We start from the raw sequence: 26,765 nt of genomic DNA, 5'->3' as shown, positions 1-26,765 counted from the left end.
TTAAAAAATTTGTTTCACTTTATTCTTCGTCAGCAGTGCTGTCACCCTCTTTATCTTTTTCAATCTGTCTGTTCTGTTTTTCCTCTTCTTCTTCAATTTTCTTCAGCACAGCTTCGTCTCCCATATTGCTGATGGCGTTGTCACCTGTCTGAGGTGCATCTTTGAATTCCGGAATCAGGGTATCTACTGCGCCGGGCAGCGCTTCCTCCTCAACAGCCTCTACTTCTTTCACATCTTTGTCCATTTCAACTTTGGCAATTGCAGCAATGGAATCATTATTCTTAAGGTTGATGACTTTTACACCCTGGGTATTTCTACCCATTACGCGCATTTCATCCATTCCCATTCTGATGGCAACACCTGATTTATTAATGATCATCAATCCATCTTCATCAGTTACGTTCTGAATCGCAATAAGATTTCCAGTTTTCTCAGTGATATTTAAGGTAATAACCCCTTTTCCGCCACGGTTGGTCACCCGGTAATCTTCTACCGCGGTACGTTTACCGTATCCTTTCTCTGAAACTACCAAAACGGTTTCGTTCTGCACATCATTTACGACAATCATGCCAATAACTTCGTCATTATCTTCCAGTGATATTCCGCGTACACCAATAGATCCCCGGCCTACTGCTCTGGCTTTTTCTTCAGGGAAACGGATACATTTACCGTTTTTAGTCGCGATCATGATTTCTGAATCGCCGCTGGTTAATCTTGCGCCTAACAGCTGGTCGTTATCACGGATTTCAATCGCATTTACCCCATTCGTTCTTGGTCTGGAATACGCTTCAAGTGAAGTTTTCTTGATGGTACCGTTCTTGGTAATCATCACCACATTCATCTTGTTCACATAATCAGCGTCTTTCAGATCATTTGTTCTGATGTAAGCTTTAATCTTATCGTCAGGTTCAATATTGATGAGATTCTGAACTGCTCTACCTTTGGAAGTTTTGGAACCTTCAGGAATTTCAAACACCCTCAGCCAGAAACATTTTCCTTTTTCGGTAAAGAAAAGCATGTACTGGTGATTGGTCGCCGCTACGATATACTCCAGGAAATCTTCATCTCTGGTTGTCGCAGCACGGTTTCCTACGCCGCCACGGCTCTGTACCTTATATTCTGAAAGCGATGTTCTTTTGATGTAACCCGCGTGAGAAATGGTAAGAACTACTTTTTCGTCCGGAATTAAATCTTCAATCGACATTTCGCCGCCTGAATAATCAATTTCTGAACGTCTTTCGTCGCCATATTTCTCTTTCATATCCAGAAGTTCCTCTTTAATGATCTCGAATCTTCTTGATTCGTTGGCAAGGATATCTTCTAAGTTTTTAATCAAATTCATGATCTCGTCGTACTCCGCACGGATCTTGTCGAGTTCCATCCCCGTTAGCCTCGCTAATCTCAGATCCAGAATCGCCTGTGCCTGAATTTCAGAAAGATCAAACTCTTTCATCAAACCTTCCTTCGCTTCTGCAGGATTAGAACTGTGACGGATGATTGCAATCGCTTTATCCAGATCATCCTGAGTACCGATTACCTTCATGAAACCTTCCAAAATATGAGCACGCTCTTTCGCTTTTCTCAGCTCGTATTCGGTTCTTCTGATCACGATTTCGTGACGGTGGTCTACGAAGTGATGGATGATGTTTTTTAGGTTCAACTGCTCCGGCCTTCCTTTTACCAATGCGATATTATTCACACTGAAAGAGGTTTGGAGTGATGTGTATTTATAAAGCATGTTCAGAACTACGTTCGGAATAGCGTCGTTTTTAAGTTCATAAACGATTCTTAGACCCTGTCTGTCGGACTCGTCACGGATTTCGTAGATACCTGGGATTTTTTCGTCTTTTACCAGTTCAGCAGTTCTGGCAATCATTTCTGCTTTGTTGACCTGGTAAGGAACTTCGGTTACGATAATCGCGTTACGGTTCCCGATTTCTTCGAAATTTACTTTTGCACGCAGAACGATACGGCCTTTTCCGGTGTGGAAGGCATCGCGTACTCCGTCGTAACCGTAAATTATTCCGCCTGTGGGGAAATCGGGAGCAATGATGTGCTTCATGAGCTCATCAATAGTAATTTCATTATTATCGATATAGGCAACAATCGCGTCAATACTCTCTGAAAGGTTATGAGGCGCCATATTCGTCGCCATACCTACAGCAATACCTGATGCACCGTTTACCAGAAGATTCGGAATTTTAGTCGGCATTACGGAAGGCTCCGTCAAGGAATCATCAAAGTTATTCTGGAAATCTACGGTCTCTTTATCGAGATCAGCCAAAACGTCATCTGCAATCTTTTTGAGTCTTGCTTCGGTATAACGCATTGCTGCAGGCGGATCCCCATCCATGGAACCGAAGTTACCCTGCCCGTCAACCTGCGGGTAACGCAGACTCCACGGCTGGGCCATACGTACCATTGCATCGTAAACAGAGGAATCGCCGTGCGGGTGATATTTACCAAGAACATCCCCGACAATTCTTGCAGATTTCAAATGTTTTCTGTTAGAAAAAACATTCAGATTGTACATTCCGTATAAAACTCTTCTGTGAACCGGCTTCAAGCCATCTCTTACATCGGGTAAAGCTCTCGAAACAATTACCGACATCGAATAATCGATATAAGAGGATTTCATTTCATCAACAATGTTGATAGGAATTAACCTTTCTCCTTCTTTATGCATAATATTTTTTAATAAAATGAAAATCAAGCACTTACGTTACTGCATGATCATTCTTTTCTTTCTGATTTTAAGAACGTGCTAATTTACGAAAATTTTAGCGATTTTTGCGCTATAATTTTATCAACAGAAACATTAAAATACATCAAGACAATGAGCATCCTGAGCCTTACCTTTCATACCCCCGCAGATCTTGTACAATCATGGAATACCTATATGGAAACCGACCTTGAAACCATGGTTGAAAACTTAATGGATGTTGAAAAATATATTCTATCGGAAGTAGAAAGCGATATGATCACAGAAGGAAAAAACACAAACTTACTGCTGATTTTCGACAGCACTGAAAAACGCAGTGATTTCATCGAAATTGAATTTAAAAATATCACTGAGCGTATTGAAGCAAAATTCGGGCAGGAAGTCATGATCTTTGAAACATTTCTAAATCCTAGAAAGGATAGATTGTAACTTAAACAAAACCTCACTCATTACACATTGTCTTAAAGTGAATGACCTAAAGTAAATTATCGTTTAACAAATTTAACTATTTAATTTATATAAGATTATAAATTTTATCTTAAGCGATATAAATTATGATTAGATTATATTACTTCCAGGAATCTCATCGTATCAACGTGGTCAGCATAGGTATCGAGACCCGGATTCTGGGCTTGCCCCAACCCGATACTTTCCAATCCCAATTCCGGTTTCGCAACGATAGTCTGAATATTTTCTTCGTTAGTTTTAATGAAATTCTGAACTTCATCCAGCGTAGAATATCTGGAGAAATTAATAACCGAAAGCGGAGAAAATAGCGCTTCGTCCTCTTTCAGCATTACGAAATTATTGTCCCAGAATCGTTCCTGATTCAGCAGGTAAACCGCACGGTTGTATTCGTAATTATTGGCATATTTGTTATGATTAATGACTTCTTTGAAATTCAGGAAATTCTCGAACAGCCTGTCGATTACAAAGTCATCCGGAATAAAAAGTCTTGTAACATTTCGGCACCCTAATCCGTAATAGCGGAAGATATCTTCTGCCAGCAACTGTAATTCAGCATCTGTCTCATCTCCCTTTAGCACAGCAATAGACGTTCTGTTCTTTCGTATAATGCTTAAACTGTCTTTAAAATAATACTCTAAATATCTTGCGGTATTATTGCTTCCGGTGGCAATTACAGCATCGAAATTCTCCAGTCTTTCAGCAAATTCATAATGGACAGTTCCGTTTGAAAATTCATTCCATTTTTCAAGCAGAAATGGAAGCATCCGCTTATCCTTGGAGGAAAGTTTAATCACCGGAATATGATTGCTTAACACCACAGAAATTACATCGTGAAACCCGACCATGGGGATGTTCCCGGCCAGGATAAGTCCTACTCTTTTAGAGTTAATCGGAGTTTTATAAGTAGAAAGCCAATTTCCGATATTTTCGGGAGTCAGTAAGTCTGCCCACTGCTTCAACGCAAATTTTTGATTTTCAATTGTAAACCACGGATTTTCGATTTCCGATTTTCGCAACAAAGCGGAAAACCTCTCATCATCTGCGTTATAATTTTCTGCCTTTTTATCTGAAAAATTCTTGATATACAAGCTTAATTCACAAAGTCCTGAAATTTTATTTTCTCTGCTCATCTTATTGAAAATTGGGGGATTTTTAGTAATTTTGAGGCAAATTTAAAAAATAAAGTAGCAATGGCTATCAGAATAACAGACGAATGTATTAATTGTGGTGCTTGCGAACCGGAATGTCCTAACAATGCCATTTATGAAGGTGCTGTAGATTGGAAAGCTTCAGAAGGTACCGCACTGAAAGGAAAGGTAGTAATGAAATCGGGATTAACCGTAGATGCAGACGCTCCGCAGGAACCGGTAAGCGATGATGTATATTTTATTGTAACCGATAAATGTACGGAGTGCATCGGCTTCCACGAAGAGCCGCAGTGTGCGGCGGTTTGCCCGGTAGACTGCTGTATACCTGATGAAGACCATGTAGAATCTGAGGAAAGCTTACTTGAGAAAAAAGCTTTCTTACACGGAGAGTAAATATCCGCTCACTTTTTGTGGGCGTTTTTTTTTATCCTTCTGCCCTACTTTCAGGAATAAAATTCAACAGACCAAAAACGCAGTAATGCGGTTTCAAATAAAAAAAACATGAGCAAAAAACACAATTTCAGCGCAGGACCCTGCATACTACCGCAGGAAGTTTTTCAGAAATCAGCAGAAGCAATTCTGGATTTTAACGGAATAGGTCTTTCAATCCTCGAAATTTCCCACCGGAGCAAAGATTTCGTAGCGGTGATGGAGGAGGCCAGAGCCATCGTAAAAAGACTCATGAATCTCGGTGACGATTACGAAGTGCTTTATCTGGGCGGAGGAGCGAGTTTACAGTTTCTGATGGTTCCATATAACCTCATGAAAGCTGAAAACGGAAAAGCTGCTTACCTGGACACTGGGACCTGGGCTGCCGGTGCGATAAAAGAGGCTAAAAACTTCGGTACGGTTGATGTTGTTGGTTCTTCGAAAGAGCAGAAATATTCCTTCATTCCGAAAGATTATTCAGTAGGCAGCGAATACGATTACTTTCACTGCACTTCGAACAATACCATCTACGGTACACAGATGAAAACCTTCCCGAAGGTTGACACGCTTATGGTTTGCGATATGAGCTCAGATATTTTCTCCCGTGTGATTGATTATTCGCAGTTTGACCTGATCTACGCCGGAGCACAAAAAAATATGGGACCGGCAGGCGTTACTCTTGTTGTGGTTAAGAAAAGTATTCTGGGACAAACCGGAAGAACTATTCCTTCAATCCTGAACTACAAGAATCATATCGATAAAGAATCCATGTACAATACACCGCCGGTATTTCCGGTGTATGCAACCCTCCTGACCTTACAGCACCTGGAAAAAAATGGGGGAATTGCAGCTGCTGAAGCCAGAAACGAAGCCAAGGCAAAACTCCTTTACGAAGAAATCGACAGCAACCCTTTATTTGAAACCTTCTGCCAGAAAGAAGACCGATCATTAATGAATGTTTCTTTCCAACTGTTGGATGAATCTAAAAAAGAAGAATTTGATGCTGCCTGGAAAGCGGCTGGAATCAACGGTCTTAATGGTCACCGGAGCTTAGGCGGTTACAGAGCAAGTATGTACAATGCTTTGCCGATTGAGAGTGTACAGGTTTTGGTGGATGTGATGAAAAATTTAAAATAATTTCAGAATCACACTTTGAATTTACTCAGTTAATTTGATATAACATTTATGAAAGTTTTAGCCAACGACGGTATTTCAGAATCAGGTAAAAACGCTTTAGCAGAAGCAGGAATCGAACTGGTAGAAACACGGGTTTCTCAGGAACATCTTGCCAATTTCATTAACGAAAACAATATCGATGTCCTTTTGGTACGGAGTGCTACGAAAGTTCGTCAGGATTTAATCGATGCATGCCCAGGACTGAAAATCATTGGCCGCGGCGGCGTGGGAATGGACAATATCGACACCGAATATGCGATTGAAAAAGGACTGTATATCATCAATACGCCAAAAGCATCATCTAGGTCTGTCGCGGAAATGGTTTTCGCACACTTTTTCTCTTTGGCAAGATTTCTCCACGAATCCAACAGATTAATGCCGCTTGAAGGGGAAACTCACTTTAAAGCCTTGAAAAAATCTTTCTCTACCGCTGTGGAACTGGAAGGAAAAACACTTGGCGTTATCGGTTTTGGCGGAATTGGTCAGGAAGTCGTGAAAATGGGAATCTCGTTAGGAATGAAAGTGAAAGTCCTTACCCGTAAACCACGTACCGAAACTCTTTTTCTCGATTTCTTCGACGGGCAGACGCTCAATTTTGAAATTACTTCGACTACCGACTGGGTGGAGTTTCTGAAAGACGTTGATTTCTTAAGCATCAACACCCCAAAATCCGATAATTACATTTTAGATACTCCTCAGTTTGAATTGATGAAAGACGGTGTTTTCATCGTAAATACAGCACGGGGCGGTGTTCTAAATGAAGTGACGCTGCTTAATTTTATTGAATCCGGAAAAATTGCGGGTGCCGCGCTTGATGTTTTTGAAAATGAGCCAACGCCGGAACTGCCGCTTCTCATGAATGCCAACCTGTCTCTTTCTCCACATTTGGGAGGAAATACAGTTGATGCACAGGAGAAAATCGGAACAGAACTTGCAGCGCAGATTATTGATATTAAAAATAAACTATAGTAATACAATGCCCATCTTTAAACCTTTTAGGGGAATTAGACCGAGTGAAGATTACGTTGACATATTCCCTACCCATCCGTTAGACAACTTCTCACAGGAAGAAATTAATAAAAAAGCCCAGCAGGAATCATCTTATATTCAGATGATTAAGCCTTATGTGGTAAGCAAATCCAAGGATATCGACCGAAATTTACGGAAAATACGCACCAATTTCGAGGAACTTCTGGATGACAAGAAACTCGTGCAGGATAATTCTTCCTATTACCTTTATGAGCAGTTTCTGCCCAATAAATCAGTGTTCCGTGGATTATTAGGTCTGGTAAGTGTTGATGATTTCCGGAATGGAAGAATTAAAAAACACGAATCTACCCTCACCCACAAGAAAGAAAAACTTGCTTATTATCTAGAAAAAGTGAGTCTTCAGGCAGAACCCGTGCTGCTGACCTATATGGCGAACCCAAAAGTGGAATTGCTTATGAATCACGAGGAAAAGAACGTTCCGGTACTCAATTATCTTGACGATAACGGGGTGCGTCACAAAGTTTGGCGGATAGATAACCGCCTGAAAATGTTGCAGTTTAAGGAAGTTCTCGAGCAGATTGATTCCTTTTACATCGCCGACGGTCACCACAGGATTGGATCTACTGCACTGAATGCAAAAAATCTTCAGGAAAAAAACCGCAAACATACGGGAACTGAGCATTATAATTACGTTTTCAGTTTCATTGTGTCGAACCAGTCAATTAAAATTCATGATTACAACAGGCTTTTACAGGATCTGAATGGACTAAGCGAAAAAGAATTCCTTGCCAAAATAGAAGAAAATTTTCTGGTTCATGACAAAGGCGAGACGCCGTACTACCCTTCGCAAAAGTTTCATATCTCCATGTATTTGGGTGGAAAATTCTATTCCCTGCACGTGAAACACGACCTTAGAAAACAACAGAGTGATATGAACGATTTGGATCATTTCCTTCTGGAAGAATTTGTTTTTAAAGACATCTTAGGCATTGAAGATCCTAAAACTACTGATAAAATCACCTATATTAAAGGTAATTCCGGTATTGAAGGGATCAATCAGATCAAAGATAAAGTAGATTCAGGCGAATTCAAAGTAGGATTCGGAATTTATCCAGTGAGTTTTAATGATTTGCTGAAAGTATCAAACAAAAACATTAAAATGCCCCCGAAATGTACTTATATTGAACCAAAACTTGTAACCGCACTTGTAATGTACGATATGAAACAATAATTACTCATTCAATAAATTTGTTTAAATTTGGTTACCAATTATCCAATTCATGAAACAGATTCTCCTCAAAATACTTCCGCTCTTTCTGGGCGGATTTTTATTTTCACAAGCCGCGCAGGATTCTATCCAATTCAAAAATATTTCCGATGAAATATTGGTTCACGGCACTGCGTATGAAAATCTTCGCGATCTTACCCAAAATATTGGTCACCGTTTGAGCGGCTCCTCATCGTATGAGCGTTCGACGGATTGGGCAGTACAGAAACTGAAGGAAGCCGGCGCAGATAAAGTATGGAAGGAAGAAGTAATGGTTCCGGTTTGGGAAAGAGGCAAAGAATCACTTTATATAAAGGTTGGAAAAGGGAACTGGAAAACACTCAGAATGCTGTCTTTAGGAAATTCTGAAGGGACTAAAGGTAAAGATGTAGAAGCTGAAATTATTTTTGTGAAAAATAAAGAAGAATTCGACAGGCTGCCGGCCAGCGCGGCAGCAGGAAAAATTGTATTTTTTAATTACGCTTTTAACCAAACTTTTATCAATACCGGTCAGGCTTACGGCGATGCCGGAATCTACCGTCGTTTCGCTGCCTCATGGGCAGGAAAAAAAGGAGCGAAAGCCGTGATAATACGGTCCCTTTCTTCCGCAGTTGATGATGTTCCGCATACCGGCATGATGCGTTATGATCAGGACGATACGGTAAAAATTCCTGCGGTTGCTATCGGGCCCAAAAGTGCTGACGAGTTAGAAAAAGCTTTGAAAACCCAGAAAATTGTAGCCAAACTGAATTCTAACTGTGGAATGAAAGGAGAAAAACTTACCCATTCGGTAATTGGTGAAATCACAGGCCATAAAGACAGTAAAGTGATCGTGGTAAGCGGTCACCTGGACTCATGGGATGTGGGCGAAGGTGCGCATGACGATGGAGCTGGGATTGTACAAAGTATCGAAGTCCTCAGAACCTTTAAAAAACTGGGTTTAAAAAATAATCATACGCTTCGGGTGGTGTGTTTTGCCAACGAAGAAAATGGCGTACGCGGCGGAAATACCTACGCAGACAACATCCAGAAGAAAAATGAGAAGCATATTTTTGCGATCGAAAGTGACGGGGGCGGATTTACACCCAGAGGAATAGCATTAGTGATGGATGCCGATAAGCGTGCACAGATACAGTCCTGGCGTCATCTTTTTCTCCCGTACGGTCTTCATAATTTTGAACTTCAGTATGCCGGAACAGATATTGAACCGATGAGAAAACTTGGAGTTCCTTTAGCAGAGCTGGTTCCTGACTCTCAGCGTTATTTTGAAATTCATCATTCCGAGGAGGACACGTTCGATAAAGTAAACCACCGCGAACTGCTTCTGGGCGCTGTAGCAATGAGTCAGCTAATTTATATGATCGATAAAAACTGGTAATGAGAAAACCCGCATTCCACAAAAGTGTCCTGAATTCCCTGCACGGCATCATCCGGATGCTGAGATCGGAGCGCAATTTTCAGCTTGAAGTTCTGGCGCTCTTGATCAACCTGTTTCTAATTGTCTATCTAAGACTTTCCCCGGAGCATGCCTCAATTATTTTTCTTGTCTGTTTTGCGGTTTTAAGTGCCGAAATGCTAAACACTGCAATAGAAAAGTTATGTGATTTCGTACATCCGGAATTCGATAAAAACATTGGTCTCATCAAGGACATTTCGGCCGGCGCCGTGTTACTCTTAGCAGTAGCCGCAGTAATTATAGGGCTGCTAATTTACCCCCAGTATATTTTTGTGTAATTCATAACTTTCGGCAGCAGTTTTGTAACCGATCCCGAAGATTTCATTCATCCTTTCGACCTTTGTTTCAAACATTTTATATTTCTGGAGTTCTGCTGGATTAATAAGCCAGTCGCAGTTCGCAATTTTGCCCAATTCCGCCTGAGTGGTCATGATGTCATAAGCACGCGCGGTGATATCAAACAGATTCCTGAGACTGCTTTCGTCAATAGTTTTCTGCTGAGAAAAATAAACTCCGATGTTTTTTCTGCTCACATATTTCAGAACATCCACCGGAAAATTATTCAGAATTCCGCCATCGCTGTACAGATGATTCCCAATCCTGTACGGCGTTGCAACCATGGGTACGGCACAGGAAGCGATAACCGCATCCACTACTTTTACCTCGCCGCCGAAGACTTCCAGTTTACCGGAAATGATATTGGTGGCGGTAACAAATACCTTTTTATCAAGATCTTGAAGTTTTCTGTCTTTAAAAATGGGTTTAAGGTACTTCCCGAAAACATCAGACTGAATGAAGCCGCCTGGCTTGCGGAATGCAAAATGATTCCATTTAAAAAAATAGACAGATTTAAAAAATCCTACGATTTCTTCGGGAGTCTTCCCTGCAGCATACATGGTGGCCACGATTGCTCCGGCGCTGGTTCCGGCCAAAACATCGGGCACAATTCCCTTTTCGTTCAGAAGCTTTATAACTCCTGCATGTGCAATCCCCTTCGAACCGCCGCCACAAAGGGCAAGACCTAAATTGTACATTTAAAAAATTTTGTAGGTCAAAAGTAAAGAAACATTCCTGAAATACGGTGTGTGTACAAAATAAAAAGCCATCTCCGGAGGAAATGGCTAAGATGTTTTCAGATGTAAAATTTACTTTAAAAGGTATTCTTCCATAAAACGGATGACGGCGAGGCGCTGGAAATCTACATTTTCTTTTTTCCGGAAACCGTGTCCTTCATTCTTCGCTTCAAGATACCACACCGTATTTCCCTGGGCTTTCAGTTTATCACGCATTTGCGTAGCTTCCGTTACCGGAACCCGCGGATCGTTGGTTCCCTGAATGATGAACATAGGTTTTTTAATTTTATCAGTATTGTTCAGCGGCGCTATTTTCGTGAAGAATGCACTCATTTTCGGATCACGTTCGTCGCCGTACTCTACTCTTCTCAGATCACGGCGGTATTCTTCGGTATTTTTAAGGAAAGTATTAAAATCTGAGATCCCAACTATATCTACCGAACATCTGATTCTGTCAGCATATTCATAAGCGGTTGCCAGGGTCATAAAACCTCCGTAACTGCCGCCCATAATCATAATCCGGTCCTTATCGAGTTCCGGCTGTTTCGCAATCCAGTCTAGTAAAGCACCGATATCTTTTACCGAATTCATTCTGTTAAAACCATTATCACTGGCAATATATGTTTTACCAAAACCAGAGGATCCCCGCACATTCGGATAGATTAAAGCAACTCCCATTTCATTGGTGTAATAATTACCGGAACCAAGTGATGACGCCATCGACTGCCCTTCCGGACCGCCATGAATATTGATCAGCACAGGTCTTTTGCCGGTAAACTTTTTAGAAACCGGATAATAGAACCCTGTAATTTTCATCCCATCGAAACTGCTCCATTCAATCAACTTCGGTTCAGACATCTCTGTTTTCTGCATTTCACCCTGTTCACTATCGGTCCATCTTTCAATTTTATTTGAAGCGAGGTCTAACTTATAAATATCTGCGGAAGAATCGTAGGTAGGCTGTGAAAAGTACAGAGATTTACCATCATTCGTGAATTCAAAATTATTGACGAGACCTACCGGAAGTCCTTTTATTTCAGCGTATTTTTTTGAAGCGGTATCCATTCGATATAGTTTATTTAAACCTCCTTCATTGGTTTCAAAAACGATTTTAGATTTGTCTTTGGAAAGCGTATAATTAGAAACCTCCCAGGGAATCGAACTGGTAAAGTATTCTATTTTTTTTGTTTTAAGATTCATTGTTGCTAAACGGTCAAACTCGTTGTCACGGTCGGTTACGTACCAGATTTCATCAGCATTTTTGCTGAATCTTGCACTTCCCTGAACGATTTGTTTTTCGTTTCGGTTCGTTATCGATTCCAGTTTTTTCGTTTCGGTATTAAAAAGATAGAGGTGAGATTCGTTTGCAGAAACATATTCACCAATAATCAGCTTTTTGCCGTCATCGGAAATATCATTAATTCCCCAGCCTCCCCCTTTCAGTTCAAGAACGAGCTTCGTATCCCCGGGCTTAAGAGGATTCATAAAATAAATATCACGGTCGCCGCCATTTCTTTTTGTAGAGGAGAAATAAAATCCGGAACCGTCTTTTTTCCAGGTCATACCGCCGTTTTGTGATCTTCCGCCATCGGTAAGCAGTTTAGATTCCATGGTTTTCAAATCAAGTTTAAAGAGCTGTCCGAATTCGTTTCCTCCGATGTCTTTGGAATAAACCAGATATTCACCTTTTGTAGGTTCATAATCTGCGGAATTGACTGGTTCATCAAAAAAAGTAAGCTGTTTTCTGGCGCCCATTGGCTGAGAAAGTTTGTGCAGCTGATTGGTGGAAGCAAATCTGGTCACCATGATCAGTTCTTTTCCGTTGGGATGAATGGCGGTGAAATTTGCGCCGCGGCTTTCAGAGTATTTTTTGATTTTCTCGCTCAGGCTTTTTGGAATTGCAGGAATGTTTTCGGTAATCAGGTTTTCGTTCGGAACGATGATATCGCTTTTAGACTGGCTGAAAAACAGCGTTCCCGAAAACAACAGGACCGGAAAAAAGTATTTGTAATTCATGGGGTAATTTTTTTGTTAAGATAAGAATTTTTGGACACAAAAAAACCACAGCCTGAACTGTGGTTTTGTTTACTAAAATAGTAATCTTAAATATGAATCACTTCGCCGTAAGCTGCTGCTGCTGCTTCCATGATCGCTTCTGAAACGGTCGGGTGCGGGTGAATAGATTTAATGATTTCGTGGCCTGTCGTTTCAAGTTTTCTCGCGACAACTGCTTCCGCAATCATATCGGTAACGCCCTCGCCAATCATGTGACAACCGAGCCATTCTCCGTATTTCGCATCGAAAATCACTTTAATGAAACCATCGGTATTTCCGTTTGCGGTTGCTTTCCCACTTGCAGAAAGCGGGAATTTACCTACTTTAATTTCGTAACCTTTTTCTTTCGCCTGCTTTTCAGTAAGACCAACTGAAGCGACTTCCGGATGGCAATATGTACATCCCGGAATATTGCCGTAGTCGATTTTCTCTACATGAAGACCTTTGATTTTCTCCACACAGGTAATTCCTTCTGCAGAAGCTACGTGAGCCAGCGCTTGGGTTGGGAGAATATCACCGATTGCATAATATCCCGGAACTGAAGTTTCGTACCATTCGTTAACTAAAACACGGCCTTTTTCAGTTTGAATTCCAACCTCTTCAAATCCTTGTCCCTCTATGTTTGCAGCAATTCCAACAGCAGAAAGTAAAATATCAGCTTCAAGCGTAATGTTTCCAGTCGCGGTTTTTACGTTAGCTTTTACACCTTCTCCACTTGTATCCACGCTTTCAACAGAAGCGTTCGTCATGATTTCAATGCCTGATTTTTTCAGGGATTTTTCAAGATGTTTTGAGATTTCTTCGTCTTCAACAGGAACCACGGTTGGCATAAATTCAACGATGGTCACTTTAGTTCCCATTGAATTATAGAAATCAGCAAACTCAACACCGATTGCACCTGAACCAACAACAATCATCGATTTTGGCTGTTGCGGAAGGCTCAATGCCTGTCTGTATCCGATCACTTTCACGCCATCCTGAGGAAGGTTCGGAAGTTCTCTTGATCTTGCGCCGGTGGCGATGATAATATGTTCCGCGGAATATTCTGTGTTTTTCCCGTCTTTATCTGTTACTGAAACTTTTTTGCCTTTCTGAACTTTAGCAGTTCCCATGATGACATCAATCTTGTTTTTCTTCATCAGGAAAGAAATCCCTCCGCTCATTTTGGTTGCTACACCTCTACTTCTCTGGATTACTTTCGAAAAATCGAACCCTGGATTTTCAATTTTATTCAAACCGTAATCTTCGGTGTGTTTTAAATAATTGAAAACGTGTGCCGACTTCAGCAAAGCTTTGGTTGGGATACAGCCCCAGTTCAGGCAGATCCCGCCTAAATTTTCCTTTTCGATGATGGCGGTTTTAAAACCCAGTTGTGCAGCTCTGATCGCGGTTACATATCCACCTGGGCCACTTCCGATGACAATAATATCGTAGTTCATGTGTTAAAAAATTTAACGCGAAATTACGGAATTTTTTTCAAGGAATGCATCACATTCCTTTTTTACGGCGGTAGCCTGAGTTATTTCATATCATTAATTTAATTTGCAGTGAGCCAAGTCTTTAACTGTTGAATTTCTGAAGTCTGCGTATTAACAATATCATCGCACAATTTCAACAAATCCTTTTGCTTCCCGTATTTCAGATAAACTTCGGCCATATCAACCGCGCTTTGATGATGCGGAATCATCTGTTCGGCGTAATCTTTATCAATATCATTATGGATTTTAATGTTTTTATTCATCATCGCGCCCATCGACTGATTGAGTTCCTGCTGAAAAATCTTGCTATCGGGTGAAACTTCGGTTTGATTTTCAAACTTTTTCATCAAGTTTATTTCTTTATCCTGTGCAATAATAACTTTGCGGGCAAATGTTTTTAATTCTTCATCTTGGCCTTTCTCTAAAAGAAGTTCTGACATTTCAACTGCTCCCTTGTGATGCTCAATCATCATCTTGGCAAAATCTACATCATTATTCCCTGTTGGTTTTTCACTATGCATTTCATCCATCATTTCATTCATAATCGCAACCATTCCGTTCGTAGTTTCATTTTTCTGATTCTGCTCTGTTGAATGATCCTGAATTTTAGTTTCAGTCTTGCTACATGAAACGACTAAGAATGAGGCTATAATCGGAACAAAAATATTTCTCATAAAATTTAAATTTTACGAAGCAATGCAAGAATAGTGCAAAAAAAAAGCAAACCGAAGTTTGCTTTTTTATAGCTGAATATTAAAATCTATATCGCCGGAAACCGAGCCGGATTAATTTCATTAAACATCTCATATATTTTTTCGACCATATCATCCACACTTGGTTTACTGAAATAATCGCCGTCGCTTGCGTAAGCAGGTCTGTGGTTTTCTGCACAAATGGTTAAAGGATCTGAGTCTAAAAATCTGAAAGCTTTCTGTTTCTCTAGAATCTGCTGAAGAATAAAAGCAGATGTTCCGCCTTCCACATCTTCGTCAATTACCACCAACCGGTTAGTTTTCTTTACACTTTCAGCAATGTCGTGACTAAGATCAAACGGTATTAAGGACTGAACATCAATCACTTCAGCAGAAATACCGATTTTTTCAAGTTCCTCAGCTGCTTCCATTACGATTCTCCAGGTGGATCCGTAAGTCACTAACGTCACATCTTTTCCTTCCTTAGTAACTTCAATTTTACCAACAGGAACAGTAAATTCTCCTAAGTTGTCAGGCTGTTTTTCTTTTAAACGGTAACCGTTCAGACATTCCACGATTACGGCTGGTTCATCACTCTGAAGCATCGTGTTGTAAAATCCTGCAGCTTTGGTTAAATTTCGTGGAACAAGAACCAGAATTCCTTTTGAAAGATTAATGATTCCAGCCATCGGTGAACCGGAATGCCAAACACCTTCGAGCCTGTGCCCACGAGTTCTGATAATTACCGGAGCTTTTTGCCCACCTTTTGTACGGTACTGAACGGTAGCTAAATCATCGCTCATTCCCTGTAAACAATATAGGATGTAGTCGAGATACTGGATTTCTGCGATCGGTCTGAGTCCGCGCATTGCCATACCAATTCCTTGTCCGAGGATAGTGGCTTCACGAATTCCGGTGTCTGCAATTCGAAGTTCGCCATATTTTTCCTGTAGACCTTCTAAACCTTGGTTTACATCACCGATATTTCCGGCATCTTCACCGAAGACCAGCGTTTCAGGATATTTTTCGAATATTTTATCGAAGTTATTTCTTACGACAACTCTTCCGTCAACATTCTCTGAATTTTCAGAAAAAACGGGAGGAATTTCTTTTATATTCGTTGTTTTCCACTGAGACTGAGAATATAAATGCGAAGAGTAATTGTCTTTCTCAGCCGCAAAAATTTCTTTGAATTTATTCTGAAGAGCTTTTCTCTCTGCTGATTCATTGCCTCTTGTAAGGAGTAATGACTTTCTTACCAAATGGAAGATATCACGTTTCGCCACCGCAATGATCTTATTGAATTTATGAAGTTCAGCGGTAATTTCTGCGTTCTGGTCTTCTAAATTCTCAACCAGCGGAATGACTGCATCTTTTAAAACGGTAATGGATTTTTGATAATCTTCCCAAGCTTTTTTCTGACCTTCTTTTACAAATTTCTTCGCTTCTTCATTAATAAGATCAAGTTCCTCAGCGGTTGCAAGCTGTTCGTCCTTTCCTTCAATTTCAATAGAATAATTGAGAATCCATTCCCTGAATTTGTTCAAACCGTCAAATTCACCTTCCCATTTCAGGCGTTCTTCATTTTTATATCTCTCGTGCGATCCCGATGTGGAATGTCCTTGAGGCTGTGTAACTTCTACAACATGAACCACAACAGGAACACTTTCAGTTCTCGCAAAATGTTCTGCCCTTGCGTAAGCATCAAGAAGCGAAGGGTAATCCCAGGCTTTAACCTGAATGATTTCGCATCCCTGATTCTGACCTTCTGTTCTTTGAAAGCCGGAAAGCATTTCAGCTATATCTGCTTTAGCACGCTGGTTTTGAGTTGGTACAGAAATTCCGTAACCATCATCCCAGATCGAAACAATCATTGGAACCTGCAAAGCACAGGCAGCATTCAAAGCCTCCCAGAAATGTCCCTCAGCTGTTGATGCATCACCAATTGTGCCGAAAGCAACTTCATTTCCGTCATTGGAAAATTTTTCTGAACCCTCAAATTTTACAGATTTATAGACTTTGGAAGCTAAAGCAAGACCTAAAAGCCTTGGCATTTGTCCTGCAGTAGGTGAAATATCTGATGAAATATTTTTTTGCTCCATTAAGTTTTTCCAGCTGCCGTCTTCGTTCAGACTTCGGGTCGCATAATGACCATTCATCTGGCGACCGGCAGAAGCAGGTTCGCGATCAACATTTGTATCTGCATATAACTGAGCAAAAAAACTTTCTACGCTTACAGCATCAATCGCCATGGCGAAAGTTTGGTCCCGGTAATATCCGGAACGGAAGTCCCCATTTTTAAAGACCTTAGCCATTGCGAGTTGCGGAAGCTCTTTTCCGTCCCCGAAAATACCGAACTTCGCCTTGCCGGTAAGTACTTCGCGTCTCCCGAGATAAGACATTTCGCGGGAAATTCTGCCGAGTTTATAATCGGCTAAAATCTGGTTTTTAAAATCCTGAAAAGAAATCTGTTGTGTTTCAATATAGGTGGCCTCCATAAATAAGAAATATTTTACAAAGGTACGAAAATAAGGAAACTTGATTAAACTACAAGCAGTAGGTGTGATTGTTCTATAAAAAGATTCTTCCGCGAATATCGCGGAAGAACCAAACACAAATGATGAAAAAAAAATATTTAGTTTTAGGGGTTACTTTCTTGGTGGCGGTACAATTTCTCCGTCTACGAATGTGGCAGTTGGCACACTTTGGTCAATTCCTACAGTATTATCATCATCTTTATTAGAAGAATTGTTGGATGAGTCCTGTACTTTTTGTAATGTTGCTATTTCTTCAGGTGATAAAACGTCATCAGCTTGTCTGCATGATTGTAATGATATAGCAGTGACAAGTACTGCGGTGATAAGTGCAAATTTTTTCATACTTTTAATTTTTACAAATGTATTGTCGAAAGCGATTATAAAGCAAATTATGCAACCGTTAGTTTTTAAAAAACAACAAGTATATTTTAAATTAGCTGCAGGCATTTTAAAAAAAATACAGTAAAATTGTAAAAAACAAGCCATTAAAATAAATAAACTACTATAAATCAGTCAGTAAGACATCATGCAGTTGAAATTTAAATTAACACTTCTTTTTCTCCTTTCTCTTGTTATTTTCAACAATTTCCCGGCTCAAAAGTCGCCGAACTCCAATTTAAGTAATGAGGAAATCGAAAAAACGATTGATGCAAACATCAATAATCCGACAGAAATGTGGAAACTGATAAATTTCTATATTTCAAAATCAAAAAAAGAGCAAAACAAGGAGGCTTTATTTTATGCTTATCGTTACGCGAGCGTAAACAGTACCTATCCGATAAATTTAAAATATGCTGACAGCGCGTTGATTATTGCAAAAAACTCTGAAATTAAAAAGATTCTCATTGATGCATACTTACATCACGGTAATGTCAATATGGCAGAAGAGTTCTACGAAAAAGCTCTAGATGATATTTTGGCAGCAAATAAGTTATCACAAGAGATCGGAGACGAATACATCTTAAACAAGACCATCTACTATATTGCACAAAATAAAATTTATTTAGGACAGTATGAAGATGCAAGAAAGGAGCTTTTAATATCGCTTAAATATTTTAAGGACCATCTAAATAATAAATCCTCTTTAGGGAAAAATTATCAGGTATATTACCTCTATTCCCTAATGAGCCTTATAGATTCGAATATAAAACTGGGGAATATTGAGGAAAATAAAGCATTGTTAGAAGAAGCTTTTAGTTATATAAAAGATAATAAACTAGACCAATACACTCCGTATTTTATCACTTCTGAAGGTATGACTGCTTATTATCTAAAAGACTATAATAGCGCAATTTCTAAATTTTCGGAATCCATCAGATTATACAATGACCAATGGGATCATAATACCGAAGTTTATTATTTAGGTCTCTCCTACTGGCATATTGGTAAGGAGCAACTGGCCGTAAAATATCTGGAAGAAATCGACAAACATTATGAGAAGACAAAAAAGCTCGATCCACAGTTTCGCTCGGCGTATGAAATCCTGATCAAATATTATAATTCTATAGGTGATACCAAAAAACAATTGGAATATATCAACAAACTGATGTTCCTCGACCGTTCCTACGAGAAAAACTACAAGTATCTCTACGAAAGAATTGTTAAGGAATATGATACCAAAAAACTTATAGCCGAAAAAAACCGAATTGAAAGTACGCTGCAAAATCAGAGAGCTATCTTTTTTGTATTAATTATTGTACTTCTTGGTATTTTTCTGTTTTTCGGATACAGGATCTATAAAGAAAAGCAGAATTACAAAAAGCGTTTCGAAGCGATCCTCGCGCAACAGAGTACGGAAGACGCTACTACAGCACCTAGATTATTGAATGAAATTCAAATTAAGAGTCCACAGAAATTTAACTACGAGTTTTATAATAAAATTCCAGGTCTCAATCCCATTTTTGTTGAGAGCATTCTGAAGCAACTCGAAAATTTTGAAAAGGAGGAGAAATTCCTTGATTCGCAGGTTTCACAAAAATCACTGAGTGAGGACTTTGGTACCAATTCCACTTACTTTTCAAAAATCATCAATACCTACAAAGGGAAAAACTTTACCCTTTATATCAATGACCTCCGTCTTGATTATATTATCACCCATTTGAAAAATGATGTGAAATACATTAATATGGACGTGAAGGAACTTGCATCCATTTCGGGATTCTCGAGCACAGAGAATTTTTCTGATAATTTCCGCAGGAAATTTGATCTTAAGCCATCCGTCTTCATCAAAATGATGAAAGAAAAACTTTAAGATCTAATTTTCAATAACAGGAATTCAGCAAGGCAAAATCTTAGACTTTTGCAGAAAAAAAACCGGCACCAAATAAATTGGTGCCGATTTCTGTAAAACGTAAAATTTAAAATTATAAAATTAATTTTTAAGGTTAGCAGTAAGATCTAAATCAGATTTCATGATCAATTCATCTATAATATCAAATGCTCTCTGTTCATCCTGCAGATTTACCATAAGTTTAATGGTGTTCGCAGTAGGTGTGGTAGTGAATGACATATACTTATCATTTAAAAAGGAGGTAATATTGTTGGCATCCAAACGGGCTTTAATCAATTGAATTTCCGACGGTTTTTCACTTTCAAATACCGATACTCTCGTTTCTCTTTCCATAATCATTTCATTTTGAGCACTAAATGTAGAAAAAAATTCTGAAAAACTATGTTAAGATTTTAATAAATTACTATTCACTAGGTACAAATTAAATTTTACTGATATTATGAGCAATCTTATCAAGTGCAATTTGAATCTCTTCCGTGGTAACATTTAGATGTGGACGGAAGCGGATCGAATTGTCGCCACATGCCAGTATAATTAAACCGTCATCGTATAATATTTCACGCATTCTATCACGGGCAGCTCCGCTTGGTAAGTTAATAGCGCACATTAAACCGCGCCCTCGGGCTCCGGAAATCTTATCGGGAAACTGAAGTTCAAGTTTTTTCAGTCCATCTAAAAGATAGTTGCCCACTACCCTTGCATTTTCAACGAGGCTTTCTTTTTCAATAACTTCCATTACCAACTGAAAACGGAGCATATCTATAAAATTGCCGCCAAATGTTGAATTAATTCTGGAACTTTCGCGGAATACATTGTTCGGGATTTCATCAAATTTTTCTTTATTGGCTAAAACTCCGCAAACCTGCGTTTTCTTTCCGAAAGAAATAATGTCAGGTTTTACAGTGAAATGCTGAAATGCCCACATCTTTCCCGTAATTCCAATTCCTGTCTGTACTTCATCAAAAATCAGAAGAATTTCATTCTCGTCACAGATATTTCTTAATCCCTGGAAGAATTCGTCGCGGAAATGATGATCACCACCTTCAGCCTGAATTGGCTCAATGATAATACATGCTACCTGATCGGGATTTGTCAGAATCGCCTCCTGAATATGCAGCAACGCCAACTGTTCATTTTTAATGGTTTCTTCTAAATTTTCTTCAGTGATCGGGAAATTGAGATGTGGATTAATGATTCTCGGCCAGTCGAATTTCGGGAAATACTGATATTTTCTTGGATCTGAAGTATTGGTCAAACTTAATGTATAACCGCTTCTGCCGTGAAATGCCTGTTTGAAATGGATGCAGATTCCAGCTTCGGTATCTAAACCTTTTTCGAAATTTTTCCGGGTTTTCCAGTCGAAGCAGGCTTTCATTGCGTTTTCTACCGCCATAGTTCCGCCTTCAATAAAAAAGGTGTACTGAAGTTCTTCCGGAATTGCAACGCGGGAAAAAACGTCCATGAAATCTGCAAATTCCTGGGAGTACACATCGGCTAAAGTCGGTTTGTTCACTGCCATTTTGCCTAACCATTCAGATCTTTCCATTAAATAAGGATGGTTATAACCAATGGATGCAGATCCAAACATTGAAAACATATCGAGGAACTCTTTTCCGGTATTACGGTCGTGGATCCAGCTGCCGTGGGATTTTTCGATATCCATTACGAAATCGAAACCGTCGGCAAGCATATGTTTCGAAAGGGTTTCTTTTACTTTATTGGTGGTTTGTGGGTGAGATGCAATTGCGTCATTCATATTTTTAGTTTTTGTACTTGTGATTTGGTTGTCTTAATTTATTTAATTCGAGCCCTTTTGCAACCCGGCCTGAGTGGAGCTCTTTTTGTGCAGCAAGGCGGAACAAAAAAGCGGGAACGGAGGACGGATGAGTTGCCCAAATAATTTTGAGGCTGCTATAAATCGAACTTAATTCCCTGCGCAAGCGGCAAACTTGCAGTGTAATTAATAGTGTTGGTCTGGCGTCTCATGTAATATTTCCATACATCGGAGCCGGATTCTCTACCGCCACCGGTTTCTTTTTCACCACCGAAAGCGCCACCGATTTCTGCTCCTGAAGTTCCTATATTCACATTAGCAATTCCACAGTCGGAACCTGCCTGAGAAAGGAACAATTCAGCTTCACGAAGATTCTGGGTCATAATTGCAGAACTTAATCCCTGTGGAACATCGTTCTGTAGTGAAATTGCTTCGTCGAGCGTTTTGTATTTAATAAGGTATAAAATAGGTGCGAAGGTTTCGTGCTGCACAATTTCGTAAGAGTTTTCAACTTCAGCGATGCATGGTTTTACATAGCATCCGGATTCGTAATTTTCACCTTCCAGAACTCCGCCTTCAACCGCGAATTTTCCGCCTTCTTTCCTGCATTTTTCAATGGAATCGAGATATTGTTTTACCGCATCCTTATCGATCAAAGGTCCAACGTGATTATTCTCATCCAGTGGATTTCCAATTTTTAATTGTCCGTAAGCTTTTACCAGACGGTTTTTCACTTCATCGTAAACGGATTCGTGAATAATTAAGCGTCTTGTAGAAGTACATCTTTGCCCGGCAGTTCCCACAGCACCAAAAACGGCGCCGATGATCGACATATCCAGATCTGCGTTTTCGGTAATGATGATTGCGTTGTTTCCGCCAAGCTCCAGGATTGATTTCCCGAATCTTTCAGCCACATTTCTTCCGACGATACGTCCAACCTTAGTTGAACCCGTAAATGAAACAAGTGCAACATTTCTGTCGTTAACGAGTTGTTCGCCAATTCTGTGATCGCCTACAATCATGGTCGAAATTCCTTCCGGAAGATTATTTTCCTTTAAAACTTCATTAATGATATTCTGACATGCGATTGCGCAAAGTGGCGTTTTTTCTGATGGTTTCCAGATGGTTACGTTTCCGCAGATCCAGGAAAGGGCTGTATTCCAGGACCAAACTGCCACCGGAAAATTAAATGCTGAGATAATTCCAACAATTCCAAGCGGATGATACTGCTCATACATACGGTGACCGGGTCTCTCGGAATGCATGGTGTAACCGTGAAGCTGGCGGGACAAACCAACTGCGAAATCGCAGATATCAATCATTTCCTGAACTTCGCCGAGTCCTTCCTGAAGCGATTTACCCATTTCATAAGAAACAAGTTTACCTAAATCATCTTTGTATTCGCGGAGTTTAAGTCCGAACTGTCTTACCAACTCGCCTCTTTTCGGCGATGGAATCATCCGGAATTCTTTGTATGCTGATTTGGCCTTTTCTATGACCGTATTATAATCTTCAGTACTTGCTGTTTTTACTGTAGCGATAAGTTTTCCGTCGGTCGGAGAATAACTTTCGAGCAGATCACCGTTGGCAAAATAGTTACCGCCGGACGAAACGCCATTATTCTGTTGGGAAATTCCTAAATTTTTAAGTGATTCTTCGATACCGTAATCGATCGTTTTATGAGACATAAATTTTAATTTGAATTGCCACTAAAGATAGGGTTTTTGGCGAACTCTGAAAAAATTTTAACACTTTTAATCGACAACAACAGCGGATCTGATTTCAGTCAGTCCTCAATTATAACAAATTGGCAAAGAAAATGATTATTTTTGCTGAAAATGAGAATATGGAAAATCAGGAACCCAATAACAACGGAAGTTCGAAAATGAAATTATGGTTTAAGCGTGTAGGGATTGGCGGTTTAATATTTTTCACCCTGAAGGGAATTGTCTGGCTTTTCGTATTTTATTTCGGGGCAGAAATGTTTCAGGAATGTGCCGGAAAATAAATTACCAGTTTTCTTTTCTGATTTCGTACACCACGTTTATTTTAGGTAATTCACCGAAATACGCAATCTCCTCTTCGCCTTCTTTTTCGGCTCCAAGTCTTTCCATCGCCACCTGAGAACGAATATTTTCTTTTCCAACATGAAAAATAACCGTTTCTACGTACTGAAAAATATAATCAAGCATCATTTTTTTAATCTGAGGATTTACATTTTTACCCCACGAATTTCTTCCGTAAAAAGTGTAACCTATGAGGATGGATTTATTTTCTCTGTCAAAATCATAAAACCTCGTACATCCTAAAACTTCGCCGGAATCTTTACTCACCACCAAAAAAGCGCCTTTGCTTTCCATAGCGCCTTTGAAAAAATTCTCGAAGACCTCCCTTTTATAACGCTCTTTATTTGGATGCTGTTCCCAAACTTTAGGATCGGACGCAACAACGTATAACCTTTCAAAATCGTTTTCCTGTAAGGGAATCAATTTGAAATTTTCGTTTTCCAATATGGGCTGAATGGAGAAATTCATGATTTTTTTTTTGCTTATTATTCTATTATCAATTTAAAAGAGAATTGCTTTTTCCAGTTCCAGCAGTTTTTGTTTTCGCCAGATTCCGCCTCCATAACCGGTGAGCGTTCCGTTGGTGCCAATCACTCTGTGACATGGGATGATGATGGAAATTTTGTTGAGACCATTGGCATTTGCCACGGCCCTTACGGCTTTTGGATTGCCCAGGATATTCGCCTGTTCCTGGTAACTTCTCGTGGTTCCGTAGGGGATTTTACGAAGCACTTCCCAGACACTTTTCTGAAAATCAGTCCCTACGGGCGATAGCGGAACAGTAAAATCCTTGCGTTTTCCTTCGAAATATTCGGCAAGTTCTTTTTCTAAAGTTTTGAAGTGCGGATTTTCACCGTGAATGATGTTCGCATTAAAATGTTTCGAAATCTCTTTCAGTTCCGTGGGGAGTGCTTTCCTGTCGGAAAACTCCAGCATACAGATTCCGTTTTCATCAGCGCAGGCAATCATGGTTCCCAGTGGAGTTTCAATTCTTTTTAAATCCACCACTTCTTCACTCTTGGAATTCTTTGGTGAAACTCCGAAAATATTTTTAAAACTTTCATTAAATCCGCTCAGACTCTCATATCCGCTGTTGAAGGCAGCACCAGTGACATTCTCCCCGGAATTCAGTTTCTTAAAAGCCGAATTCAGCTTAAACATCCGCTGGAACGCATGAAAGGTCATGCCGTGGTGCTTCATGAACCACCGCCGGACGGTTGCGGGTTCCAGACCTCTGTTCACCAGATCGAAATCTTTAAATTTCAGAGAAGGATCCGCCGCCAGTTCGCTCAGCAAATACTGAATGCCTTGAGGAGTTTCATCCGGATTTTCAAGGGGCTTGCAGACTTTACAGGGCCGATACCCTTTCAGGATTGCATCTTTGGTATTGCTGAAAAACTCCACATTTTCAAACTTCGGTTTACGCGCTGTACAGGTCGGCCGGCAGAAAATCCCCGTGGTTTTCACGCCCATCCAGAAAACGCCTTCGAAATCGGGGTTTTTATCGAAAGAAGCCTGATACATTATTTCGTTAGAAAGTTCCATGATGTAAATTTAAAGCAAATTTAGGTCGGTATGAAAAACTTTACAACCGAAAAATTGACAGGTATTTTTTTAGTGCTGAATAAAAAAATGTCTCAAAAGAATGAGACATTTAATTTATTTTTTGCGGGTATCCGTAAACTCATAGGAGTCGTTGTTCATACCGACACTAATACTTTGTGATTTGAATTTTACCTGATTTTCATTGGGAACAGAATAGGTATAAACATCTGTTTTCCCTGATTCTTCGTGATATTCGTAGAATTTATTTCCTTCGATCCACCAGTTTCCGGTTTCCTGGGTTTCCTGGGTTCTGCCGTTTTGGGTAAAAACAAAGTTTAAAACAAAAGTACCGTCTGCATTCCGTGTCATATCCCATTTTTTCTCCACGCCGTCAATCTGCTGATCTTTTTCAGAGCCGGACCAAACACCGAGCAACCGGTTATCAATTTTCTTTCCGTTTTCTAAAGTTTTTAATTGGGTAGAACAGGAAACGGCGAAGATCGTCATCAATACAACCAACAAACCCGAGTTTAAAATTTTCTTCATATTTTACTATTAATTATTTCTTTGCTGCAGCGTCACGTTCGATCTGGCGGATTTCTTTCAGCTTCGCAACCACTTTGGTAACGGTCTCCGTATTTGCAGCTTTTACAGGAACTGTAACTTTGGTCTGATCCCATTTCACCACCAGATCAACCGAATTATCATCAACAGGATTAAGCTCTATGCCGAACCACTCCTGCTTTTCCGAAAGTTTCTGTACGGGCACGCTAATTTCGGTTACATTCAGTTTTTCGTCGTAGGCATAGGCTCCCCATTGTTGAGCATCTTTATTCAGAATAACTTTCCACTCTTTCTCTGTCGGAATTACAAACAAACCGTAAGAACCTGCGGGAACTGTTTTTCCGCCGAAAGTTACGGGTTGGGCAAAGGTAATTTTGGTGGCTCCATTGGCACCGGCTCTCCACACTTTATTATACGGTACGAGGTCACCGAAAATTTTTCGCCCCTTTACTCCCGGTCTTCCGTAATCCACTGAAATTTTAGTGGTAGAAAACTGCTGTTCCAGCGTCTGTCTCGGGCTGGCTGCCGGAAGTGTATGCTGAGCGTAAGCAAACAGCGTTGAGGAAATAAAAGCTGCAATCAATAGTTTTTTCATTCTTATATTTTTTTTAAAGATAGAAAATTATCGGTAAACGGAAACATAACTTTAAAAGCTTTTCGAACGGTAAACTAATATTTATTTATTTTTCTTTAAACCAATGTTCAGGAACTCTTTACATTCCTTTTTAACAGTTTCCGGTTCCACGACCGTAAGGCACTCAGCATCGGTATCTCAGTTTTTGAACGCTGCAGCAAGGAAAACTTAATTCTGTTTTTCGACTTTGCCTGGAAAAAGAGATAACATTATTTTACTTACCAGACGACCATGCACTTTGTCAAAGTTTTAAAGAGCATAATAATACTTTGACAAATTTCAAAGGAAAAAACCCCTTACTACCGAAACAAACTTTGGCAAAGTGCCAATGCGTGTGAACAGAACTTTGGCAAAGTCATTCATCGCGCGTTCGCTCATCCGCCACCATTCCCAATCCTTCT

At 39.9% G+C, this 26,765-nt stretch carries 24 protein-coding genes; 9 read left to right on the top strand and 15 right to left on the bottom strand.

All coding sequences use genetic code 11. The features are described from left to right. Window positions 1-19: 19 nt before the first annotated feature. Window positions 20-2,686, bottom strand: a complete 2,667-nt coding sequence (gyrA, locus tag KTV93_RS12140; RefSeq protein WP_218249227.1) for a DNA gyrase subunit A — start codon at window positions 2,684-2,686, stop codon at window positions 20-22. Between the two features lie 150 nt (window positions 2,687-2,836). Here gyrA and KTV93_RS12135 point away from each other — a divergent pair, with 150 nt between their 5' ends. Continuing rightward, window positions 2,837-3,151: a DUF4286 family protein gene (locus KTV93_RS12135; protein ID WP_218249226.1), complete on the top strand. Its 315-nt coding sequence runs from the start codon at window positions 2,837-2,839 to the stop codon at window positions 3,149-3,151. A gap of 134 nt (window positions 3,152-3,285) precedes the next feature. Here KTV93_RS12135 and KTV93_RS12130 read toward each other — a convergent pair whose 3' ends face one another. Beyond that, complete coding sequence (locus tag KTV93_RS12130; RefSeq protein ID WP_218249225.1) at window positions 3,286-4,320, bottom strand: acyl-CoA reductase; 1,035 nt, start codon at window positions 4,318-4,320, stop codon at window positions 3,286-3,288. Between the two features lie 60 nt (window positions 4,321-4,380). Between KTV93_RS12130 and KTV93_RS12125 the strand changes: the two genes are divergently transcribed. The 6 genes from KTV93_RS12125 to KTV93_RS12100 all read left to right on the top strand — a co-directional run bounded on the left by KTV93_RS12125 (window position 4,381) and on the right by KTV93_RS12100 (window position 9,934). Beyond that, window positions 4,381-4,731, top strand: a complete 351-nt coding sequence (locus KTV93_RS12125; RefSeq protein WP_218249224.1) for a 4Fe-4S binding protein — start codon at window positions 4,381-4,383, stop codon at window positions 4,729-4,731. Between the two features lie 108 nt (window positions 4,732-4,839). Then, a complete protein-coding gene (gene serC, locus KTV93_RS12120; RefSeq protein ID WP_218249223.1) occupies window positions 4,840-5,904 on the top strand; it encodes a 3-phosphoserine/phosphohydroxythreonine transaminase in 1,065 nt (354 codons plus the stop codon). Between the two features lie 48 nt (window positions 5,905-5,952). Beyond that, a complete protein-coding gene (locus KTV93_RS12115; protein WP_218249222.1) occupies window positions 5,953-6,912 on the top strand; it encodes a D-2-hydroxyacid dehydrogenase in 960 nt (319 codons plus the stop codon). Between the two features lie 7 nt (window positions 6,913-6,919). Then, on the top strand, window positions 6,920-8,164 hold the full coding sequence (locus KTV93_RS12110) for a DUF1015 domain-containing protein (RefSeq protein WP_218249221.1): 1,245 nt from the start codon (window positions 6,920-6,922) through the stop codon (window positions 8,162-8,164). 49 nt (window positions 8,165-8,213) lie between these two features. Continuing rightward, the gene (locus KTV93_RS12105) at window positions 8,214-9,578 is read left to right on the top strand and encodes a M20/M25/M40 family metallo-hydrolase (RefSeq protein WP_218249220.1); all 1,365 of its coding nucleotides are present in this window, start codon (window positions 8,214-8,216) and stop codon (window positions 9,576-9,578) included. Next, on the top strand, window positions 9,578-9,934 hold the full coding sequence (locus KTV93_RS12100; protein ID WP_218249219.1) for a diacylglycerol kinase family protein: 357 nt from the start codon (window positions 9,578-9,580) through the stop codon (window positions 9,932-9,934). The genes KTV93_RS12105 and KTV93_RS12100 overlap by 1 nt, the downstream gene beginning before the upstream one ends. Here KTV93_RS12100 and KTV93_RS12095 read toward each other — a convergent pair. The 6 genes from KTV93_RS12095 to KTV93_RS12070 form a co-directional block, all read right to left on the bottom strand. Next, window positions 9,905-10,690: a patatin-like phospholipase family protein gene (locus KTV93_RS12095; RefSeq protein ID WP_218249218.1), complete on the bottom strand. Its 786-nt coding sequence runs from the start codon at window positions 10,688-10,690 to the stop codon at window positions 9,905-9,907. The genes KTV93_RS12100 and KTV93_RS12095 overlap by 30 nt on opposite strands. A gap of 111 nt (window positions 10,691-10,801) precedes the next feature. Further along, complete coding sequence (locus KTV93_RS12090; protein WP_218249217.1) at window positions 10,802-12,745, bottom strand: S9 family peptidase; 1,944 nt, start codon at window positions 12,743-12,745, stop codon at window positions 10,802-10,804. Between the two features lie 86 nt (window positions 12,746-12,831). After that, complete coding sequence (gene lpdA / locus KTV93_RS12085; RefSeq protein WP_218249216.1) at window positions 12,832-14,223, bottom strand: dihydrolipoyl dehydrogenase; 1,392 nt, start codon at window positions 14,221-14,223, stop codon at window positions 12,832-12,834. Window positions 14,224-14,321: 98 nt separating this feature from the next. Next, window positions 14,322-14,936, bottom strand: coding sequence for a DUF305 domain-containing protein (locus tag KTV93_RS12080; RefSeq protein WP_218249215.1), 615 nt, complete (start codon window positions 14,934-14,936; stop codon window positions 14,322-14,324). Window positions 14,937-15,022: 86 nt separating this feature from the next. Next, window positions 15,023-17,452 carry an alpha-ketoacid dehydrogenase subunit alpha/beta gene (locus KTV93_RS12075; protein WP_218249214.1) on the bottom strand — a complete coding sequence of 810 codons (2,430 nt, stop codon included), beginning with the start codon at window positions 17,450-17,452 and terminating at the stop codon, window positions 15,023-15,025. Window positions 17,453-17,602: 150 nt separating this feature from the next. Then, on the bottom strand, window positions 17,603-17,833 hold the full coding sequence (locus tag KTV93_RS12070; protein WP_218249213.1) for a hypothetical protein: 231 nt from the start codon (window positions 17,831-17,833) through the stop codon (window positions 17,603-17,605). A 184-nt stretch (window positions 17,834-18,017) separates the two neighbouring features. Here KTV93_RS12070 and KTV93_RS12065 point away from each other — a divergent pair, with 184 nt between their 5' ends. After that, window positions 18,018-19,742: a helix-turn-helix domain-containing protein gene (locus tag KTV93_RS12065; RefSeq protein ID WP_218249212.1), complete on the top strand. Its 1,725-nt coding sequence runs from the start codon at window positions 18,018-18,020 to the stop codon at window positions 19,740-19,742. A gap of 120 nt (window positions 19,743-19,862) precedes the next feature. Here KTV93_RS12065 and KTV93_RS12060 read toward each other — a convergent pair whose 3' ends face one another. The 3 genes from KTV93_RS12060 to amaB form a co-directional block, all read right to left on the bottom strand. Beyond that, the gene (locus KTV93_RS12060) at window positions 19,863-20,114 is read right to left on the bottom strand and encodes a putative signal transducing protein (RefSeq protein WP_218249211.1); all 252 of its coding nucleotides are present in this window, start codon (window positions 20,112-20,114) and stop codon (window positions 19,863-19,865) included. Window positions 20,115-20,202: 88 nt separating this feature from the next. Further along, on the bottom strand, window positions 20,203-21,537 hold the full coding sequence (gene lat, locus KTV93_RS12055; protein WP_218249210.1) for an L-lysine 6-transaminase: 1,335 nt from the start codon (window positions 21,535-21,537) through the stop codon (window positions 20,203-20,205). Window positions 21,538-21,692: 155 nt separating this feature from the next. Continuing rightward, complete coding sequence (gene amaB, locus KTV93_RS12050; protein WP_218249209.1) at window positions 21,693-23,243, bottom strand: L-piperidine-6-carboxylate dehydrogenase; 1,551 nt, start codon at window positions 23,241-23,243, stop codon at window positions 21,693-21,695. 158 nt (window positions 23,244-23,401) lie between these two features. Here amaB and KTV93_RS12045 point away from each other — a divergent pair, with 158 nt between their 5' ends. Then, the gene (locus KTV93_RS12045) at window positions 23,402-23,563 is read left to right on the top strand and encodes a hypothetical protein (RefSeq protein ID WP_218249208.1); all 162 of its coding nucleotides are present in this window, start codon (window positions 23,402-23,404) and stop codon (window positions 23,561-23,563) included. Window position 23,564: 1 nt separating this feature from the next. Here KTV93_RS12045 and KTV93_RS12040 read toward each other — a convergent pair whose 3' ends face one another. From KTV93_RS12040 to KTV93_RS12025, 4 genes are all read right to left on the bottom strand, one after another. Further along, a complete protein-coding gene (locus KTV93_RS12040) occupies window positions 23,565-24,089 on the bottom strand; it encodes a GNAT family N-acetyltransferase (RefSeq protein WP_218249207.1) in 525 nt (174 codons plus the stop codon). Between the two features lie 33 nt (window positions 24,090-24,122). Next, window positions 24,123-25,166: a bifunctional transcriptional activator/DNA repair enzyme AdaA gene (locus tag KTV93_RS12555; protein WP_218249206.1), complete on the bottom strand. Its 1,044-nt coding sequence runs from the start codon at window positions 25,164-25,166 to the stop codon at window positions 24,123-24,125. Between the two features lie 114 nt (window positions 25,167-25,280). Further along, window positions 25,281-25,712, bottom strand: a complete 432-nt coding sequence (locus tag KTV93_RS12030; protein ID WP_218249205.1) for a lipocalin family protein — start codon at window positions 25,710-25,712, stop codon at window positions 25,281-25,283. A gap of 13 nt (window positions 25,713-25,725) precedes the next feature. Next, a complete protein-coding gene (locus tag KTV93_RS12025; RefSeq protein WP_218249204.1) occupies window positions 25,726-26,325 on the bottom strand; it encodes a DUF2911 domain-containing protein in 600 nt (199 codons plus the stop codon). Between the last annotated feature and the right edge of the window lie 440 nt (window positions 26,326-26,765).

The organism is Kaistella faecalis, assembly GCF_019195395.1.
In the GTDB taxonomy this organism is placed as follows: Bacteria; Bacteroidota; Bacteroidia; order Flavobacteriales; family Weeksellaceae; genus Kaistella; species Kaistella faecalis.
The sequence above is the reverse complement of the archived record's forward strand: the minus strand, read 5'-3'. Positions and strand labels throughout refer to the sequence as shown.